The following is a 17793-nucleotide window of genomic DNA, read 5'->3' as shown; positions in this document are numbered from 1 at the left end:
ATGGGGGGATCCCCGGCAGCAGCGCCGCTGCCGGGAAGTCATCGAGAGGAATTGCCCATGACACCGAACCCTGCCAATGCCACCAGAACACGAAGCCGTGCCCAGATCATTGCCGTCGCCGTACTCGCACTTCTGCTCATAGCCCTCCTCGGCTTCTATACCTTGGTCATCGGGAAGATCGCGGCAGGGTCGGGGCAACTCGATGACGGTGCGGCACAGGCATCTGCCGGCGCCGGCCAGCTAAAAGACGGCGCAGCGAGGCTTGCAGGCGGAGCTGCGGAAGCCGGGACAGGTGCGGCGAAGCTGGCGGATGGTGCTTCAAGGGTCCAGAACGGAATCCAAGGCAAGCTGGCCCCGGGAGCCCAGCAGCTGAAGGACGGAGCCGACAAGCTCGCTACAGGTGCCGTGAAGATCCAGAATGACGTCAACGCCAAGCTTGCGCCGGGGGTCTACAAAGTGGACGACGGGGCGCAGAAGCTCGCGGCCGGCGCCGTGCAACTTTCCGCGGCGCTGACCCCGACGCCCGGCGGCAACGCTGAGAACAATCTCGGCGATGGCGCTACTCAACTGAACAACGGCGCGAACCAGCTCAACAACGGAGCCGCCCAGCTCGACGCCGGTGCTGCGCAACTCGACGCGGGCGCCGCCAGGCTCGCGGCGGGCACCAACCAGCTCAAGGGTTACCCCGGAGCGGGCGACGACCCCACCAAGGGAACCGGCTCCGCCGCGTTGGCCCAGGGGCTCCAGCAGCTCGCCGACGCCGCCAACGGCATCCAGGGCGTGGTGCCCCTAGCAGCGCTGAAGGCCCAGATCAATGCGCTCAACGACGGCGCACACCGCCTTGACGCGGGAGCTTCGCAATTGCAGACGGGGGCGGGCCAGCTTTCTGCCGGAGCGACGCAGCTCCATGACGGCACCGGCCGGCTTGCCGACGGCACGGGGAAGCTGGCGGCTGGAACCGGCAAGCTGACGGCCGGTTTCGCCACTCTCGCCCAGAAGCTCAACAGCCAGGATCCAGCGTCCCCGGGCGTTGTCCTGGGAACCCAAATGCTCGCCGATGGAACCGCCAAGATCCGCGTAGGCATGGACGGCGTACCGGGCGACCCCGAGCACCCGGGTCTCCTCAAGGCCGCCGCCAGCATGACGGACGGAACGTCACGCTTGGCTTCGGGCACTGACTCGTTGATGACGGGAATCAAGGGCAGCCCCGCCGATCCCTCCTCCCCCGGCCTCCTGGACGGATCCACTGCGCTGGCAGCGGGTGCCTCCAAGTTGTCGGATGGAAATGCCAAACTCGCGGCAGGCTCGGCCCAGTTGTCCACCGGTGCCGACAAACTCGCGGATGGAAACGCGCGCATCGCGGCGGGCACCACGGAACTCCATCAGGGAGCTGTGGCGGTATCGCCGTCGAGCATGACTGAGAAGTCGGATACCGGAACGGCGCTTGGAATTGTGGGCGTCCTGGGGGCGGGTTCTGTCGGGGCGTTCGTTTTCCTGCGGAAGTTCCGGCTGGCCGGCTAGCTACGGAAGCCTCAGGCGAGCAACCGCGTCAAGGAATCTATTTCCCGGCCGGAGAAACCGGAGTCGAGCTCGCCCGTGCGGTTCAGCCAGATGCCGCGCAATCCGGCGGCAGTGGCGCCGTCGGCGTCGAGAAGTCGGTTGTCGCCCACGAAAAGGGTCTCAGCCGGGGTGGTGCCCAAGCGGCGGACCCCTTCCAGGTAAATGGCGGGGTCCGGCTTGGGCACGCCCACGGTGTCCGTCCCGACGAGGACCGAGACCCGCGCGAGTCCTGCGCTGTCGAGCTTGACCCGCTGGTAGTCGTGGACGTTGTTGCTCACGGCGCCGTAAGGGATTCCAAGAGCGTCGAGGGCATCGAGGACCGGCAGGACATCGCTGAACGCCCTCACATAACTGGGCTGCAGGCGCGAGTAGTCGTTCAGCCACGTGTGGGAGTCCTCGCCGCCGAGCTCGACGCCGAAATGCCCCAGCGCCGCTCGGCCGCGCAGAAGCCGCTGCTCGTTGAACGTCAATTCACCGGCGAGGTACCGGTCGTAGAAATGCGTGGTTTCGTGCGTGAAGATCCGTCCGAACTTCTCCCACCCGGCCTGGTCCAGGCCGGGCAGGAGGTGTTCGCTGACGTCACGCAGGGCCGTGGTCATGGCGTACTCAAGGTCCACCAAGGTGTCGTCGATGTCGAAAAGGACACCCCGGACCGTGCCGAATGACTCGTGAAGTGCGTGGATCACGGCGTGCCTGAACTAGCCGCGGAACGCGCGCAAGCGGGTGAGCGAGGAATCCTTGCCCAGAATGACCATCGATTCGAACAGCGGCGGCGAAATGCGGCGGCCGGAAATTGCCGTGCGCACGGGTCCGAATGCGAGGCGCGGCTTGATGCCAAGATCCTCCACCAAAGCCTGCTTGAGGGCGGTCTGAATGCTTTCTGCTGTCCAGTCCGAGAGCGGTTCCAATGCTGCCAATGCGGCGTCCAGCACCTCGCCCAGGTTCTCGGGGAGGCCCTTGCGGGCGTCGTCGGCGACGTCGATGGCGTCGTCGTTCTTGAACAGGAACGCGAGCATCTCCGGAGCCTCGCCCAGCAGGGTGATCCTTTCCTGGACCAGCGGCGCGGCCTCGGCGAGGATCTCTTCCTGGCGCGGGGTCAGGATCTCCCCCACGAAACCTGCGGCACGCAGGTAGGGCACCAGCCGCTGGCGGAAATCCTCCGGAGTAAGCATGCGTACGTGCGTTCCGTTGATGGCTTCGGCCTTCTTGATGTCAAAGCGCGCAGGGTTGCCCAGGACATCGTGGATGTCGAAGCTGGCCACGAGCTGCTCCACGGTGAAGATGTCCTCGTCGGCGCTCAGGGACCAGCCCAGGAGGGACAGGTAGTTGAGCAATCCTTCGCGGATGAAGCCGCGTTCCCGGTGCAGGAACAGGCTGGATTCCGGATCGCGCTTGGAAAGCTTCTTGTTGCCCTGGCCCATGACGTACGGAAGGTGGCCGAAATCGGGCATGTACTCCGCCACGCCGATGGCGTAGAGCGCACGGTAGAGGGCGATCTGCCGTGGCGTGGAGCTCAGCAAGTCCTCGCCGCGGAGGACGTGCGTGATCCCCATGAGGGCGTCGTCAACGGGGTTCACCAGCGTGTACAGCGGGGCTCCGTTGGCACGAACCACGGCGAAGTCGGGCACCGATCCGGCCTTGAACGTGATCTCTCCCCGCACGAGGTCGTTAAAGGTCAGGTCTTCGTCCGGCATGCGCAGGCGCAACACGGCGTTGCGGCCCTCGGCCTTGTACTGGGCGAGCTGCTCCTCGGTGACATGGCGGTCAAAGCCGTCGTAGCCGAGCTTGGGATCGCGGCCGGCAGCCCGGTGCCGCGCCTCGATCTCCTCGGGAGTGGAGTACGACTCATAGATGTGGCCGCCGGCCTTGAGCTTGGCGATGACGTCCTGGTACATGTCGCCGCGCTGCGACTGACGGTACGGTTCGTGCGGCCCGCCAACCTCGACGCCCTCGTCCCAGTCGATGCCGAGCCACTTCAGCGCGTCAAGCAGTTGGTGGTAGCTCTCCTCGCTGTCGCGGGCGGAGTCGGTGTCCTCGATCCGGAAAATCAGCTTGCCACCGGTGTGCCGCGCGTAGGCCCAGTTGAACAGGGCCGTACGGATCAATCCAACGTGCGGAGTTCCCGTGGGCGAGGGGCAGAACCGGACGCGGACCGGGGTTTCGGCGGTCACGGCAGGAATGGCGGCAGAGTTCGACGCAGCAACAGTAGTCATAATGGTTCCAACTTTACCCCGTGGCAGTGGGCGGAATGCCCAGTGCCACTAGGGGCGAGGGGACCTGCGGCGGCCCGCCAAACCGTTACCGGCGGACTACCGGGTTGGACAAGCGGCCGATGCCTTCGATCTCGATCTCGTAGCGGTCGCCCTCCTGGACCAGCCCGACGCCGGCCGGCGTCCCGGTCATGATGACATCACCGGGAAGCAGGGTGAAAGCCTGCGAAACGATCGACACCAGCTCCCGCACGCTGCGGATCATCTGGTTGGTGCTGCCGTCCTGGCGGAGTTCGCCGTTGAGCCAGCCCTTGATGGCCAGGTCTTCGGGGTCGAGTTCCGTCTCGATCCACGGGCCGAGCGGCGCGGAGGTGTCGAAGCCCTTTGCACGGGCCCACTGCAGGTCCGTCTTCTGGACGTCGCGGGCCGTGAGGTCGTTCCCGCAGGTGTAACCGAAGATGACATCGTCCACGCGGTCTTCGGGCACGTCCTTGCAAATGCGGCCAATGATGACGCAGAGTTCCGCTTCGAAGGAGACTTCCTCCGAGAACTCGGGCAACACGATGGGATCGTTGGGGCCGACGACGGCCGTGTTCGGCTTCAGGAAAAGCAAGGGATGCTCCGGGACCTCGTTGCCCAACTCCCGGGCATGCTCGGCGAAGTTCCGCCCAACGCCGATGACCTTGCTGCGCGGGATGATCGGCGCCAGCAGGCGCACGTCCTCCAGCTTGTGGCGGACCGAGGTCCGCTCGACGCCGTTGAAGAAGGGGTCGCCGTGGATGACAGTGATGACTTCACTGCCGGGCTCACCTTCGACGACGCCGTAGACGGGATCAGAATCAACAACAAACCGGGCGATACGCATGGGTTCTAGCGTACCGTCCGCGGGCGGACGCTACGCGCGCAATACGGGCGTCCGCTAGGCGCGCAGATAGTCCAATTGCGCCGCCACCGAAGTTTCAGCGGCCCACCGAACGGAAGGATCGACGTCGGGATACACCGCATCGGTGACTGCCTGGACCCCGGCTTGGGCCCCGAGCCGCGACAGGGCTTCACGGATCTGGTCCAAGCGCATCTCCCGGTGTGCCCGGTACTCGCGGCACACGGCGTCGACGGCCGGCAGGACGGGGCCATGGGCGGGCAACAGCGTCGCCGGGCCAAGGCTTTCGAGCGTGTCAAGGCTGGAAAGGTAGTCCCCCAGCCTTCCATCGGGATAGTCCAGGACGGTGGTGCCGCGCCCCAGGATGGTATCGCCCGTCAGCACCGAGCCGTCCGGTCCGTCGCCCGGAAGGTGGAAGCAGACTGAGTCGGAGGTATGGCCCGGCGTGGCCAGCACGCGGATCTCAACGCCCGCGGCTTGGATGACCTCGCCAGCCCGCAACGGTTCGCCGCCATGGCAGTGCACCGAATCCGCCGCACGGACGGGCGCGCCGGTGAGTTCATGGAACCGCGCAGAGGCCTCCGTGTGGTCCTTGTGGCGATGGGTGACGAGAACGAGCTCCACCGTTCCTGCAGCGGCGAGCGCCGCCAGGTGGGATTCGTCGAGCGGTCCGGGATCGACGATGACAACTCCCCGGGCGTCCGGACCCGCAATGATGTACGAATTGGTGCCGTCGAGGCTCATCGGACCCGGATTGGGCGCGAGCAGCGAGCGCGTGAAGGGACTGCTGTTCTGGAAAGAGGAGTCACTGACCGGATTCACTTCTCCATCTTGGCACACGGCCTGGACGGACCCCGGGTGCGGAAGCCGGGTGCCAAGTGGCCAGCACGGCATACGACGTAGCATGGTGCCAAGGCACTGCGAAGGATGCTCGGCGACAGTTGCGGAGGAGTGGTCGAATTGCGGCGGAGTCAACCCCGGGGACACGGACTCCGGATGACGGCGATCGCGACCGTCTGCCTTGCAGTCCTCGCCTTGCTCAGCGCTTGTTCCTCCGACACCGGACCACGGTCCGCCGCCGCCCCGGGCCAGCCGACCGTGGTGATCATCGGGGACTCCCTCAGCACGGGACACGGCACTTCCCCGGCCGATGCCTGGCCCAATCTGGTGGAGATGGACCCCGGCTTTCAACAGTTCCACGCGACCATCGTCAATGCCGCGCATGACGGCAGCGGTTATGTCAGCACCGGCGACAATGGATCGACCTTCGGTTCCCAAGTGGACACGGCGGTAACGGATGCGACGCGCTTGGTGTTGTTCTTCGGTTCCGAAAATGACATGGGCACCACCCCCGGCGAAACCGAGGCCGCGGCAGCGCGGGCGTTTGCCTCAGTCAAGTCCCGCGCTCCCGACGCCGACATCGTGGTGGTCGGGCCGCCGTCGTACACGAGCACGCCCGAGGCGGAAAGACTCAACATCCGCGACCAAGACAGGGCCGCTGCCGCGAAAGCCGGCGCCGACTTCGTTGATCCGATCGACCTCGGCTGGATCATGGACGACGCGGCTGACCTCATTGGTCCCGACGGCGATCATCCGTCCGCGGCGGGCCAGCAGTATCTGCAGTCCAAGATGGAAGCACTCATCGAACCGCGGATCCGGCAAGACAGCCCCGGCAACAGCCCGCTCGCGGGTTAACCGACGACGGCGACCCGCCAACCAAAGTGGGGGGCCGCCGTCGGGCGCTCTCAAAGGCAGGGCTACGCCGGCCAGCCGGTGGGGACTTAGGCCAGGCGGGTGAGCCAGCCGTGCTTGTCCTCGATCGTTCCGGTCTGGATGCCGAGCAACTGCTGGCGGATGGCCATGGTGGTTTCGCCCGCCTTGGCGTCCTCGGAGCCGATGAACTCGGTCTTGTCCTTGAGTACTCCGATGGGCGTGATGACAGCCGCGGTGCCGCAAGCGAAGACCTCGGCGATTTCACCGGAGGCAACGCCGTCGCGCCACTCGGCGAGGGTGATCTTGCGCTCGGAAACCTCGCGGCCCATGTCCTTCGCCACCTGGATGACGGACGAACGGGTCACGCCTTCGAGGATGGTTCCGGTGAGTGCAGGAGTGACGAGTGAGCCGTCCTTCATGACGAAGAAGACGTTCATGCCCCCGAGTTCCTCGACGGCGTCGTCGTTGAAGTGGTCCAGGAAGAGGACCTGCTTGCAGCCGTTCTCCTCGGCTTCCATCTGGGCAATCAGGGATGCGGCGTAGTTTCCACCGCACTTGGCCGCACCTGTGCCGCCGCGGCCGGCGCGCGCGTATTCACGGGAGATCCAGATGGATACCGGCTTGAGCTCGCCGCCGAAGTAGTTTCCGGCCGGAGAAGCGATGACCCGGAACGAGACCTCGCGCGCCGCGCGGACACCCAGGAACGCCTCCGTTGCGATCATGAACGGGCGCAGGTACAGGGCTTCGCCGTCGCCGGACGGAACCCAGTCCTTGTCCGCCTGCACGAGTTCGCGGATGGCGCCGAGGAAGTATTCTTCAGGGAGTTCCGGGAGGGCGAGGCGGCGCGCCGACTTGTTCAGGCGGGCGGCATTGGCTTCGGGACGGAACGTCCACACGGAGCCGTCAGCGTGGCGGTAAGCCTTGAGTCCTTCGAAGATCTCCTGGCCGTAGTGCAGCACTGCCGCCGAAGGATCCAGGGAAATCGGTCCGTAGGCCTCGACGCGGGCACTGTGCCAACCGCCCTTGCCCTCCGTGTCGACGCTGTAGTCGACAATGACGGTGTTGTCGGTGAAGTAGTCGCCAAATCCCGGGTTTGCCAGGATAGCTGCACGCTCCTCAGCAGACTTCGGGGTCTCCGAGAGCTGCTGGCTGAATTCGACGCCGTGGGCAGTCTGAGTCATGTTTCCTCCAGTCGGCTACCAGGCAGAGCGAACCATCTCTTGGAGGATATGGTTCAGCGACGGACCACGGCAGCAGGTAAATAATTCAAGTAAAGCTTACGCCCGGGTACCGACCCTAAAGTGCCAGTACAGGCCCTAGAGTGCGGCAGCGATGGCGTCGCCGATGGCCGCGGTGCTGCGGCTATCGCCGTCGCGGCTTTCGATATCGGCGACGACGGCGGCTTCGATCCTCCGGGCGGCGGTCGTATAGCCGAGGTGGTCCAGCAGCAGGGCCGCGGAGAGGATGGCGGCGGTTGGATCCGCTTTCTGCTGTCCGGCGATGTCCGGGGCGGACCCGTGGACGGGTTCGAACATGGAGGGCGCAGTGCGGTCCATATTGATGTTGCCCGAGGCTGCCAACCCGATGCCGCCGGTGATGGCAGCGGCGAGGTCGGTGATGATGTCGCCGAAGAGGTTGTCGGTGACGATCACGTCGAAGCGGGAGGGGTCGGTCACCATGAAGATGGTGGCGGCGTCGATGTGCAGGTAGTCGTGGGTGACCTCGGGGAATTCCTTGGCCACGGCCTCGACAGTGCGCTTCCACAAGTGGCCCGCGAAGACCAGGACGTTGTGCTTGTGGACGAGGGTGACGTGCTTGCGGGGACGCTCGCTGGCGCGGCGGAAGGCATCACGGACCACGCGCTCGACGCCGTGGGCAGTGTTGAGCGATACCTCGGTGGCAACCTCATGGGGGGTCCCGCCGCGCAGCGTACCGCCGTTGCCGACGTACGGCCCCTCGGTACCTTCGCGGACCACGATGAAATCGATGGTGCCGGGATTGGCGAGCGGGCTGCCCACCGTGCCGTAGAGCCGCGACGGGCGCAGGTTCACGAAGTGGTCGAGGCTGAAGCGGAGCTTGAGCAGCATCTCGCGTTCGATGATGCCGGAAGGAATGCGGGTGTCCCCCGGGGCCGCGCCGACAGCGCCGAAGAGTATGGCATCGCGGGTACGCAGATCGGCCAGGACCTCATCCGGGAGGGTTTCGCCGGTTTCGAGCCAGTGCTGGGCTCCGAGCTTGTATTCAGTCTGCTCCAGGGTCACGCCTTCTTCGGCGACGACCTTTTCCAGGACCTTGAGGGCTTCGGCAATGACTTCGGGGCCAATGCCGTCGCCGGGAATGACAGCCAGGTTGATCGTTGCGGCGGGTTGCGTTGCGCTCATGTTTTCAGACTGCCAACGCATCCACATTCTGGTCAAAATCGTCTCACCATTTGAACTAATCTCTCCGACGCGCGCTCACGTATACGGCACTTTTCGTCGATCCTCGCTCACATATGGGCGGGGAAAGACAAACGCTCCTTCAGATCTTCCGGACTGGCCGGACAGATCTGAAGGAGCGTTGGCGTCACGGACCGCATATGTGAGCGGGCGTTCGCCCGAAAGGCGATTTATGTGAGCGGGCGTTTAGGATTCGGCGGGCTCTTCGTAACGCGGGAAGACCGGGGCCGGCGCCGGGAGCTCCGTGCCGGGCACGATCGGCGTGGCGACGGCCGCGAACTGGCGCGCCTCGCCGTCGGGCTGTCCCAGCACCTCAAGCAGCTTGGCGGCCGACGTCGGCATGACCGGCTGGACGAGGATAGCCACGATCCGGACAACCTCCAGCGTGACGTACAGGACCGTGTTCATGCGCTCGACGTCGGTCTTGCGCAGCACCCACGGGGCCTGCTCGGCGAAGTACGCGTTCGTGTCACCCAGCACGGTCCAGATCGCCTCGAGGGCGCGGCTGAATTCCTGCTTCTCGAAGGCGGCGCGGGCCACGTCCAGCAGTTCGCGCGCCTGTGCCAGCAGCGCCGAGTCCTCGGCCGAGAACCCGCCGGGAACGGGTACCTTGCCTTCGCAGTTCTTGGCCACCATGGACAGCGAACGCTGCGCCAGGTTGCCGAAGTTGTTGGCAAGGTCCGCGTTCATGCGGCCCACAATGGCCTCGTGGTTGTAGCTGCCGTCGGCGCCGAAGGGCACTTCGCGGAGGAAGAAGAAGCGCACCTGGTCCAGGCCGTACTGATCCACGAAGTCCTTGGGCGCCACCACGTTGCCGAGGGATTTGGACATCTTGACGCCATTGTTGGTCAGGAAGCCATGGATCATGACCCGCTTGGGCAGTTCCAGGCCGGCGCTCATGAGGAAGGCAGGCCAGAAGATCGCATGGAACCGGGAGATGTCCTTGCCGATGATGTGGACGTCTGCCGGCCAGAACTTACGGAACGCCTCCGAATCGGCATCCGGGTAGCCGACCCCGGTCAGGTAATTGGTCAGGGCATCGACCCACACGTACATGACGTGCTTGTCGTTCCCCGGCACCGGGACGCCCCAGTCGAAGGTCGTCCGGCTGATGGACAAGTCCTGCAGGCCCTGCTTGACGAAGCTGATGACCTCGTTGAAGCGGTACTGGGGCGCGCCGAATTCCGGTTGCTCCTCGTACAAAGCCAGCAGCCTGTCCTGGTAGGCGGACAGCCGGAAGAAGTAGCTCTCCTCCGCGGTCCAGGTCACTTCCGTGTCGGTACCGAGTGAGTAGCGGACGCCGTCGTCCTTCAGGACGGTCTCGTCCTCGGTGTAATAAGCCTCGTCGCGGACCGAGTACCAGCCCTCGTACTTGGACAAGTAGATGTCGCCCTTGGCTTCCATCTTCTTCCAGATGGCCTGGGAAGCGGCGTAGTGATCGGCGTCCGTGGTGCGGATGAAGCGGTCGTAGGAAATGCCCAAGGCAGCGTGGGCAGCCTTGTAGATTTCGGCATTCCGGTCCACGAGCTCCTTCGGCGTGATGCCTTCCTTCTCCGCCGCCTGGGCAATCTTCATGCCGTGCTCGTCCGTGCCGGTCAAGAACATCACGTCATAGCCATCGAGGCGCTTGAATCGGGCCATCGCGTCGGTGGCGATGTACTCGTAGGCATGCCCGATGTGCGGCTCGCCGTTCGGATACGTAATGGCGGTGGTGATGTAGAACGGGGGTTTATCTGGAGACGTCACTCTACGAAGTTACCTTCTCTTGGAGATGGAAGACCGGACCGGCCGCAGATGACGGCCGGTCCGGAGGCATCAGTTGCTAGTTCAATTCAGTCAGCGTATCGCTGAGCCTGACAAGCTCGTGGTCGTGCGACGCCACCAGCACCGCAATCCCGTCACTGGTGGTGTCCTTCAGGATGCTGATGATGCGGTTGGCAGAGGTGCGGTCCAGGCTGGCCGTTGGCTCGTCCACCACCAGGACGCGGGTGCCGAGGATCAGGGCGCGGGCGATCGCGACACGCTGGCGCTCTCCACCGGAAAGCTGTGCCGGACGGTGGCGCATGCGCCGGCCGAGGCCCACCAGGTCCAGCAGGTCCTTGGCCATTTCGGTGCGCTGCTCCACTTCGCCGTCGGGAACGGCCGGCAACAGCACATTCTCCAAAGCGCTCATGCCGTCGATCAAGGCGCCGCCCTGGTCCACGTACCCGATGAGTGCGCGGCGGCGGTCGGCGATTTCGTCGTCGCCCATCTTCTCGAGGGAGTCGCCCTCCCACAGGACCCGGCCCGACGTCGGAAGCGTGAGTCCCGCTCCCACCGTCAGGATGCTGGTCTTGCCTGAGCCGCTTCGCCCGGCGACACAGTGCATCTCACCGGCGTGCAGGGTCAGGTTGAAGTCCTCGACGACGGTGACCGGCTCTGCCCCGCCCTTGTCGCCGCCGTAGCGGATGGTGATGTTGCTCAACTGCAAGGGCATGCCGTGGTCGGCAGCCCTCACGATGGTGTTGGCGCGGGTCTGGAACGACTCGTCGGTGGATTCCGTGGTCGCGGTCAGATCGGGTTCGAGATTGTCAGTCATTTGACCACTTTCGTTGCAATGGGAATCCAGCAAAGTACGGCCACCACTCCGGCCAAAGCGGCCCAGAGTGCGGCATAGGGAGCGAGCAGCAGGCCCAGGCCCAGCGCCCCCAGGACGCCCAGGATCAGTGCCGCGGCTCCGACCAAGGCATTTTCGAAGAACCGGACCTGTCCCAGCATGTCCGGGTTCCAGCCCATGGCCCTGAGCGTGCCAAGCTGCTCGCGCCTGGCCTGGAGCTCGAAGCGACCGGTGACCAGGGTCAGCACGAGGCCCACGAGCACGCCGCAGACTGCCAGGATGACGCTCGGCAGCGCGACGGTAGCGGAGGCAAGGCCGCTGAGGGCACTGGCCCCGGCTGCGCGCGGGATGTCGATGAGCAAGGCGATCAGGGCACCAACGGCCGCTCCGAACACGCCCACGGCCACGGCCAGCGCCACCGAGCTGAAGCGGTGGGTGACCAACTGGCGGTACGCAAACGTCAGGGGCGAATCAACCGCGATCAGCCGCTCGTCGTGTTGGGGTTCCTGGTCGACGACGTCGCGGTGCCGCAATTGCTGGGCCGCGATGTAGGCGGCTGCGCAGTAAATGAGCAACACTGACGCGGAAACAATGACGGTAGCCAGGTTCCAGCTCAGGAGGCTCAGCGCGATGCCGGCCACGGCAACGATCGCCGCACCGATGCCGAACTCCTCAAGGACCCAGCTGCGGATCTTTCTTTGGGTCCAGCCCATGGCACGGAGTATCCCCGCTTCGCTGCGCCGCTGGCGGATATAGCTGACTGTCGAAGCGCCGGTCAGGAGGGTAGCCCCGCACAGCGTCAGGAAGAGGAGGGTGATGTTGGTGCCCGTCAGGGAACCGGAAACGGCGTCGGCGGCATCCTGCCGGACCCACGACTGCTGCACGGTGCCCAGCGCGGATTCCTTGCCGGCGTCGTCCTTGGAGTATCCCGGGACGAAGATGTTGGCGTCTTCACGCGCGGAGCCGGCCACCACTGTGGCTTCAAGACCCATGTCGCGGATCTGGGCCGCGAGCTTGTCGACCTCCGGTTGGGCTTGCTTCCAGTTGCCCGGCGCGCTGGCACGGACCCTGACAGCGTCGATGACGTTGGCGTTGGAATCGTAACCGCGCGCTGCCGCAAGGCCGTAGTAGTCGGTGATGGCACCGGCGGACTGGCTGACCAGGCCGGTGGCGCTCAACGAAGGCTTGAGGCCCTTGGCTGCGGTGTCATTGCCCGAGGCGTCCTTCTGGAGCGTCATCGGGGCCGGGTCGTAGCCGCCCAAGGGCAGCTTGTTGACGTCGCCGGCCGCCTTCTGGATCTGGGCCGGATCGAACGTTCCGTAGACCATGGGCAGCGGAGTGGCTGGCTTCGAGCCGGTGGAGAGGTTCTCCCGGTACGAACGCTCGTCGACAGGCTTGCGCTGGCTCTGGTCCACCATCGCCCCGAAGGCCGATTTCTCGGGCAGCTTGTTGACGGTTACCCAGTCGCCCGGCGTGGCGGACTTGCCGACGGCTCCGTTCGCGGAGGTTGCGCCGTCAGTGTACTTGGGTGCCCCTGCGAAGTCAGTGCTCCACTGGGCGGGCTGGTACAGGCCTTGGCTGAAGTTGCCCGTGTTGCCGAGCAACTGGCTGTGGTCCGTGGATCCGGGCCATTCCAGGGCGAAGGGCGACTTTGACACGAAGGGCAGGTAATCCTTGTCCAGGGAACGCGAGACAGTGCCGACGTCGTTGACGACATTGCCCGAATCATCGATTTCCTGGATCTTGACCGAATACTTCAGGTCCAGCGAGGTTCCCTGCCGGACAATCAGCGGGATGGCCTGCGAGGCATCCGTGATCTGGCCGGACAGCTTTGCCTGCTGGTACTGGGTCATGAGGGGTGCCCAGTATTTGAGGTTGACGCCCATGAAGTCCGGGCCTTGTTCGAGTTCCTGCTGCGTAGGGCTCTTGGCGAACAGTTGTTCGAAGTAGCGGCCGATGGCTCCGGCATTGCGGGTGTCGGGCGGCGGAGCCTTCTGCAGCGGTGCGAGGAAGTCTCCGGCCGAACCCAGGAGAGCGCGTTCGGCTGTCGGGTCGACGGCGACAACCGACTCGGTGACCTGGGGAGCCATCGGCAGCGCCACGGAAAGATTGAAAAGGTTGTGTTCCGAGCCGCCGGCAGGCGCAGGGAACTTGATGCCGGTCTCCCCCGCGGGGCCGGCGATGCGGATGCTCTTGCCGCCGGCCGTCTGCTGCTCTACAACCTGCCCCTTGCCGAGCGTGCCTTCGGCGCTGGTCTGGAAGAGGGTCTGCTGCGAGACTCCGTCGGAGCTCACGGCGGTGGCGGTCAGGCGGTACTTCTTGGGCTGCGCGGGGAGCACGGACTCCGGTGCGGGCCATTTCTTGGCGTCCGTTCCGGTCGGATCCCCCGCGGTGGCTCCCCCAGCCAGCCCGGCGTTGTAGCCAAGGTAATCCATGGCATCAAGCCGCGGAGTTTCCAGGTTCTGCGTCACCCGGGAGACGAGGCTGATGGGCGCCGCGACGGCCGCACCGCTCAGCCCCCGGATCTTCTCGAGTTGCGGGAAGCTGATGCCACCCTGGCCGTTCGCGATGTCCGGCTGGAGGAGGGCCCCGCCGTCCTTGGTGTTCGCGGACTTGGCCTGGACCAGAATGTCGTACAGGCCGCGTGAGTTCTCATCCACTGTCCGGTTCAGCGCGGCCTGCGACTGGCTCTGGATGAATACGGACAAACACATGGCGACGATCAAAATGGCCGCGGTCAGCAAAAGCACACGGCTTCTGATGAACCTCTGGACGGCGTTCATAGGGCTCCCTGAGTCCTGGATTGCGGGTGTGCACACTGCTGTCCCTGGAACCATGCCGAGGCAATAGGAATCCACCGGGTGCGTGCAAAAGTTATTGGCCGGCCTGCCGCCGGTTCCGAATTTCGGACCAAGCCATTGTATGCAGACCGGCCAATAATATGTCGCCGATGTGAAGTGCGGCACACATTTCTAGCTCAAGCGGTCGGGATGCTAGTCTTCCAGATCCACTTCCCGGACCATGTCCGCGCCGATGCCGGCCTTGATGGCTTCAAGGACCTGCTGCGGCACGGAGGTGTCAATAGTGAGCAGCGCCAGGACCTGGCCGCCTTCGCTCTGACGGGCCACCTGCATGCCGCCGATATTGATGTTGTTCATGCCCAGGATGTGGCCGATAGTACCGATGACACCCGGACGGTCCGCGTAGGAAACAACCACCAGGTGCTCGCTGATCGGGATTTCGACGTCGTAGCCGTTGACGCCCACGAGCTTCTGGACCTGCTTGGGCCCGGTGAGCGTTCCGGCCACGGAGATCTGCGAACCGTCGCTCAGTGCCCCGCGGATGGTCAGGACGTTGCGGTAGTCCTCGGCTTCCGGCGTCGTGATCAGGCGGGTGTTGATGCCGCGCTGCTCGGCGATGACGGGTGCGTTGACGTAGGAGACCTGCTCGGTCACGACGTCGGCGAAAACGCCCTTGAGCGCTGCCAGCTCGAGGACCTTCACGTCAAGGCTGGAGATTTCGCCCGCGACCTCGACGTCGATCTGCGTCAGGGATGCGTGGGTCAGGGCCGTGAAGATCCGGCCGAGCTTCTCGATCAGGGGGATTCCGGGACGGACGTCGGAGGCGATCACGCCGCCGGCGACGTTGACGGCATCCGGAACGAGTTCGCCGGCGAGGGCGAGGCGCACGGACTTTGCCACGGAGACGCCGGCCTTTTCCTGGGCTTCGTCCGTCGAGGCGCCCAGGTGGGGCGTCACGATGACGTTGTCCATGCCGAAGAACGGCAGGTCGGTGCTCGGCTCCTTGAGGAAGACGTCGACGCCTGCGCCGGCGATCTGGCCGTCTTCCAACGCCTCGTGGAGGGCTTCTTCGTCGATCAGGCCGCCGCGGGCAACGTTGACCACATAGGCCGTTTCCTTCATCTTCTTGAAGGCATCGGCGCCCAGCATGCCCACTGTTTCCGGGGTCTTGGGCATGTGGATGGTGATGAAGTCAGATTTCTCCAGAAGTTCATCCAGCGTGACGAGCTTGACACCGAGCTGGGCGGCGCGGGCGGAGGTGATGTACGGGTCGTAGGCGAGGATCTCGGTCTCGAAGCCCTGCAGGCGGGCGGCCACGAGCGCACCGATGCGTCCAAGGCCGATGATGCCGATCTTCTTTTCGAAAAGCTCGATACCCGTGTACTTGGAGCGCTTCCACTCGCCGCCCTTCAGGGCGGAGCTGGCCTGCGGGATGTGGCGGGCAAGGCTGAGGATGTGGCCGACCGTGAGTTCAGCGGCGGACACAATGTTCGACGTCGGGGCGTTGACCACCATGACGCCGGCCTGGGTGGCGGCCTTGATGTCCACGTTGTCCAGGCCCACCCCGGCACGGGCGATGATCTTGAGGTTCTTGGCTGCGGCAATTGCCTCGGCATCCACCTGGGTGGCTGAACGCACGAGGATGGCGTCGACGTCGACGATTGCGGAGAGCAGCTGGGAGCGGTCCGCACCGTCGGTTTGGCGGATCTCGAAGTCCGGACCAAGGGCCTCGATCGTGGCGGGCGAAAGTTCCTCAGCGAGGAGTACTACTGGCTTGGTGCTAGTCACCGGTGACCTCTTTAGCTCTCTTTTTTCAGGTGGGGTTTTGGTGAAACGATTCTTTGACGACGAAGGCCGGACCCGGTATACCGGGTCCGGCCTCCATGCCGGGCGGCTTCATTTCGAGCCTATCCCGAACGGTGTTCTGTGTTGAATTGCTACGGCTCTTGCCGCGGCTTCAACGGGTGCCCCGATTAGCGGGCTGCAGAGCCTTCGACGTAGTCCTCGTCCTGCTGCTGCCAGGAGAACAGGGAACGCAGCTCGCGGCCGACACCCTCGATCGGGTGCTGCTCTGCCTTGGCACGCAGTTCCTTGAACTCGACTGCACCGTTGTCCTGGTCGTCGATGAAACGCTTGGCGAAGGCGCCGGACTGGATGTCGGCGAGGACGCCGGCCATGTTTTCCTTGACGCGGGGGTCGATGACGCGCGGGCCGGAGACGTAGTCGCCGTATTCCGCAGTGTCGGAAACGCTCCAGCGCTGCTTGGCGATGCCGCCTTCCCACATGAGGTCGACGATGAGCTTGAGCTCGTGAAGGACCTCGAAGTAGGCGATCTGCGGCTGGTAGCCGGCTTCGGTCAGGGTCTCGAAGCCGTACTGGATCAGCTGTGAGACGCCGCCGCACAGGACAGCCTGCTCGCCGAAGAGGTCGGTTTCGGTCTCTTCGGTGAAGGTTGTCTTGATGACGCCGGCGCGGGTGCCGCCGATTGCCTTCGCGTAGGACTTGGCCAGCTCCCAAGCGGAACCGGAAGCATCCTGCTCGACGGCGATGATGTCCGGGATACCGCGGCCGGCTTCGAATTCGCGACGCACGGTGTGGCCGGGAGCCTTCGGCGCGATCAGGATGACGTCAACACCCTCGGGCGCCTCGATGTAGCCGAAGCGGATGTTGAAGCCGTGGGCGAAGGCAAGGGCCTTGCCGGCAGTCAGCTTGTCCTTGATGGAGTCGTTGTAGATCGCGCGCTGGTGCTGGTCCGGCGCGAGGATCATGATGACGTCGGCCCATTCGGCGGCGTCGGCAACGTTCTTGACCGTGAAGCCTGCGTCCTCGGCCTTGGCGATCGACTTCGAGCCTTCCTTGAGCGCGATGACAACCTCGACGCCGGAGTCGCGCAGGTTCAGCGCGTGGGCGTGGCCCTGGGAGCCGTAGCCGACAATGGCAACCTTGCGACCCTGGATGATCGACAGGTCTGCGTCGTCGTCGTAGAACATTTCAGTCACTTGCGTAACTCCTCTTGAGTGGTTTTGTAGATATTGTCTGTGGTTCGGTATCGGGCTGCCGCGCTGTGCCTGGGACAGTGTCCTAAGCGGAGCGCAAAGCCCTGTCACTCATGGAGCGGGATCCCCGCCCAACGGCCAAGGTGCCGGACTGCACTATTTCGCGGATGCCGAACGGCTCGAGTACTGAAAGCAGCGCTGCGAGCTTTTCCGGGGTACCGGTTGCCTCAATGACCACCGAGTCTGTGGAAACGTCAACCACTGAGGCACGGAACAAGTCTGCAGCTTGGGTGACCTGCAGGCGTGTCGCGGCATCCGCACGTACCTTGACCAGGATGTGGTCACGTTGCACGGAAGATTCTGAAGTCAGCTCGACGATCTTGATCACGTTGATCAATTTGTTGAGCTGTTTGGTGACCTGCTCGATGAGGTCGCCATCGGCGTCGACGACGACGGTCATCCGGGAAATCCCGGAGACCTCCGTGGGACCGACGGCCAGGGAGTTGATGTTGAAGGCCCGCCGGGCGAACAGGCTGGCCACGCGGGTCAGCACCCCGGGCTTGTCTTCGACCAGAACGGACAGTGTGTGGCGGCTCATG

General features: G+C 64.7%; 14 protein-coding genes. 2 read left to right on the top strand and 12 right to left on the bottom strand.

The genetic code is table 11. From position 1 onward, the window contains the following. Positions 1–57 precede the first annotated feature (57 nt). Entirely contained in the window at positions 58–1521 is a 1464-nt protein-coding gene (locus ACSBOX_RS07870; RefSeq protein ID WP_442545523.1) for a hypothetical protein, read from the top strand. Between the two features lie 11 nt (positions 1522–1532). On the opposite strand, the gene ACSBOX_RS07865 is transcribed toward ACSBOX_RS07870, so the two are convergent. The 4 genes from ACSBOX_RS07865 to ACSBOX_RS07850 form a co-directional block, all read right to left on the bottom strand. Further along, entirely contained in the window at positions 1533–2246 is a 714-nt protein-coding gene (locus ACSBOX_RS07865) for an HAD family hydrolase (protein ID WP_442545522.1), read from the bottom strand. A 12-nt stretch (positions 2247–2258) separates the two neighbouring features. Continuing rightward, positions 2259–3773, bottom strand: coding sequence for a glutamate--tRNA ligase (gene gltX, locus ACSBOX_RS07860; RefSeq protein ID WP_442545521.1), 1515 nt, complete (start codon positions 3771–3773; stop codon positions 2259–2261). Between the two features lie 85 nt (positions 3774–3858). Next, positions 3859–4635, bottom strand: coding sequence for a fumarylacetoacetate hydrolase family protein (locus ACSBOX_RS07855; protein WP_442545520.1), 777 nt, complete (start codon positions 4633–4635; stop codon positions 3859–3861). Between the two features lie 54 nt (positions 4636–4689). Beyond that, on the bottom strand, positions 4690–5472 hold the full coding sequence (locus ACSBOX_RS07850; protein ID WP_442545519.1) for an MBL fold metallo-hydrolase: 783 nt from the start codon (positions 5470–5472) through the stop codon (positions 4690–4692). A gap of 174 nt (positions 5473–5646) precedes the next feature. Between ACSBOX_RS07850 and ACSBOX_RS07845 the strand changes: the two genes are divergently transcribed. Further along, a complete protein-coding gene (locus tag ACSBOX_RS07845; RefSeq protein WP_442545518.1) occupies positions 5647–6345 on the top strand; it encodes an SGNH/GDSL hydrolase family protein in 699 nt (232 codons plus the stop codon). 86 nt (positions 6346–6431) lie between these two features. Here the strand turns inward: ACSBOX_RS07845 and ACSBOX_RS07840 are convergent, their stop codons facing one another. The 8 genes from ACSBOX_RS07840 to ilvN form a co-directional block, all read right to left on the bottom strand. Then, a complete protein-coding gene (locus tag ACSBOX_RS07840) occupies positions 6432–7544 on the bottom strand; it encodes a branched-chain amino acid aminotransferase (RefSeq protein WP_442545517.1) in 1113 nt (370 codons plus the stop codon). Between the two features lie 135 nt (positions 7545–7679). Continuing rightward, on the bottom strand, positions 7680–8744 hold the full coding sequence (locus ACSBOX_RS07835) for a 3-isopropylmalate dehydrogenase (protein WP_442545516.1): 1065 nt from the start codon (positions 8742–8744) through the stop codon (positions 7680–7682). 243 nt (positions 8745–8987) lie between these two features. Continuing rightward, on the bottom strand, positions 8988–10547 hold the full coding sequence (metG, locus tag ACSBOX_RS07830; RefSeq protein WP_442545515.1) for a methionine--tRNA ligase: 1560 nt from the start codon (positions 10545–10547) through the stop codon (positions 8988–8990). A gap of 76 nt (positions 10548–10623) precedes the next feature. After that, the gene (locus tag ACSBOX_RS07825; protein ID WP_078108578.1) at positions 10624–11379 is read right to left on the bottom strand and encodes an ABC transporter ATP-binding protein; all 756 of its coding nucleotides are present in this window, start codon (positions 11377–11379) and stop codon (positions 10624–10626) included. Then, on the bottom strand, positions 11376–14180 hold the full coding sequence (locus ACSBOX_RS07820) for an ABC transporter permease (protein WP_442545514.1): 2805 nt from the start codon (positions 14178–14180) through the stop codon (positions 11376–11378). The genes ACSBOX_RS07825 and ACSBOX_RS07820 overlap by 4 nt, the downstream gene beginning before the upstream one ends. Positions 14181–14390: 210 nt before the next feature. After that, positions 14391–15986 carry a phosphoglycerate dehydrogenase gene (serA, locus tag ACSBOX_RS07815; RefSeq protein ID WP_442545513.1) on the bottom strand — a complete coding sequence of 532 codons (1596 nt, stop codon included), beginning with the start codon at positions 15984–15986 and terminating at the stop codon, positions 14391–14393. A 185-nt stretch (positions 15987–16171) separates the two neighbouring features. Continuing rightward, complete coding sequence (ilvC, locus tag ACSBOX_RS07810) at positions 16172–17197, bottom strand: ketol-acid reductoisomerase (protein WP_078108575.1); 1026 nt, start codon at positions 17195–17197, stop codon at positions 16172–16174. Positions 17198–17279: 82 nt separating this feature from the next. Then, positions 17280–17792, bottom strand: a complete 513-nt coding sequence (gene ilvN, locus ACSBOX_RS07805; RefSeq protein ID WP_028264679.1) for an acetolactate synthase small subunit — start codon at positions 17790–17792, stop codon at positions 17280–17282. Position 17793: the final 1 nt, after the last annotated feature.

Source organism: Arthrobacter sp. KN11-1C (assembly GCF_052180225.1).
Lineage (GTDB): Bacteria > Actinomycetota > Actinomycetes > Actinomycetales > Micrococcaceae > Arthrobacter.
This window is presented reverse-complemented; position numbering and strand designations above follow the sequence as displayed.

What these genes read in the sequence shown, in the direction of transcription:
- ACSBOX_RS07870 (WP_442545523.1), top strand. Translation starts at nt 58, where the DNA reads ATGACACCGAACCCTGCCAATGCCACCAGAACACGAAGCCGTGCCCAG.
- gltX (WP_442545521.1), bottom strand. Translation starts at nt 3,773, where the DNA reads ATGACTACTGTTGCTGCGTCGAACTCTGCCGCCATTCCTGCCGTGACC.
- ACSBOX_RS07855 (WP_442545520.1), bottom strand. Translation starts at nt 4,635, where the DNA reads ATGCGTATCGCCCGGTTTGTTGTTGATTCTGATCCCGTCTACGGCGTC.
- ACSBOX_RS07845 (WP_442545518.1), top strand. Translation starts at nt 5,647, where the DNA reads ATGACGGCGATCGCGACCGTCTGCCTTGCAGTCCTCGCCTTGCTCAGC.
- ACSBOX_RS07840 (WP_442545517.1), bottom strand. Translation starts at nt 7,544, where the DNA reads ATGACTCAGACTGCCCACGGCGTCGAATTCAGCCAGCAGCTCTCGGAG.
- ACSBOX_RS07835 (WP_442545516.1), bottom strand. Translation starts at nt 8,744, where the DNA reads ATGAGCGCAACGCAACCCGCCGCAACGATCAACCTGGCTGTCATTCCC.
- ACSBOX_RS07825 (WP_078108578.1), bottom strand. Translation starts at nt 11,379, where the DNA reads ATGACTGACAATCTCGAACCCGATCTGACCGCGACCACGGAATCCACC.
- ACSBOX_RS07820 (WP_442545514.1), bottom strand. Translation starts at nt 14,180, where the DNA reads ATGAACGCCGTCCAGAGGTTCATCAGAAGCCGTGTGCTTTTGCTGACC.
- ilvN (WP_028264679.1), bottom strand. Translation starts at nt 17,792, where the DNA reads ATGAGCCGCCACACACTGTCCGTTCTGGTCGAAGACAAGCCCGGGGTG.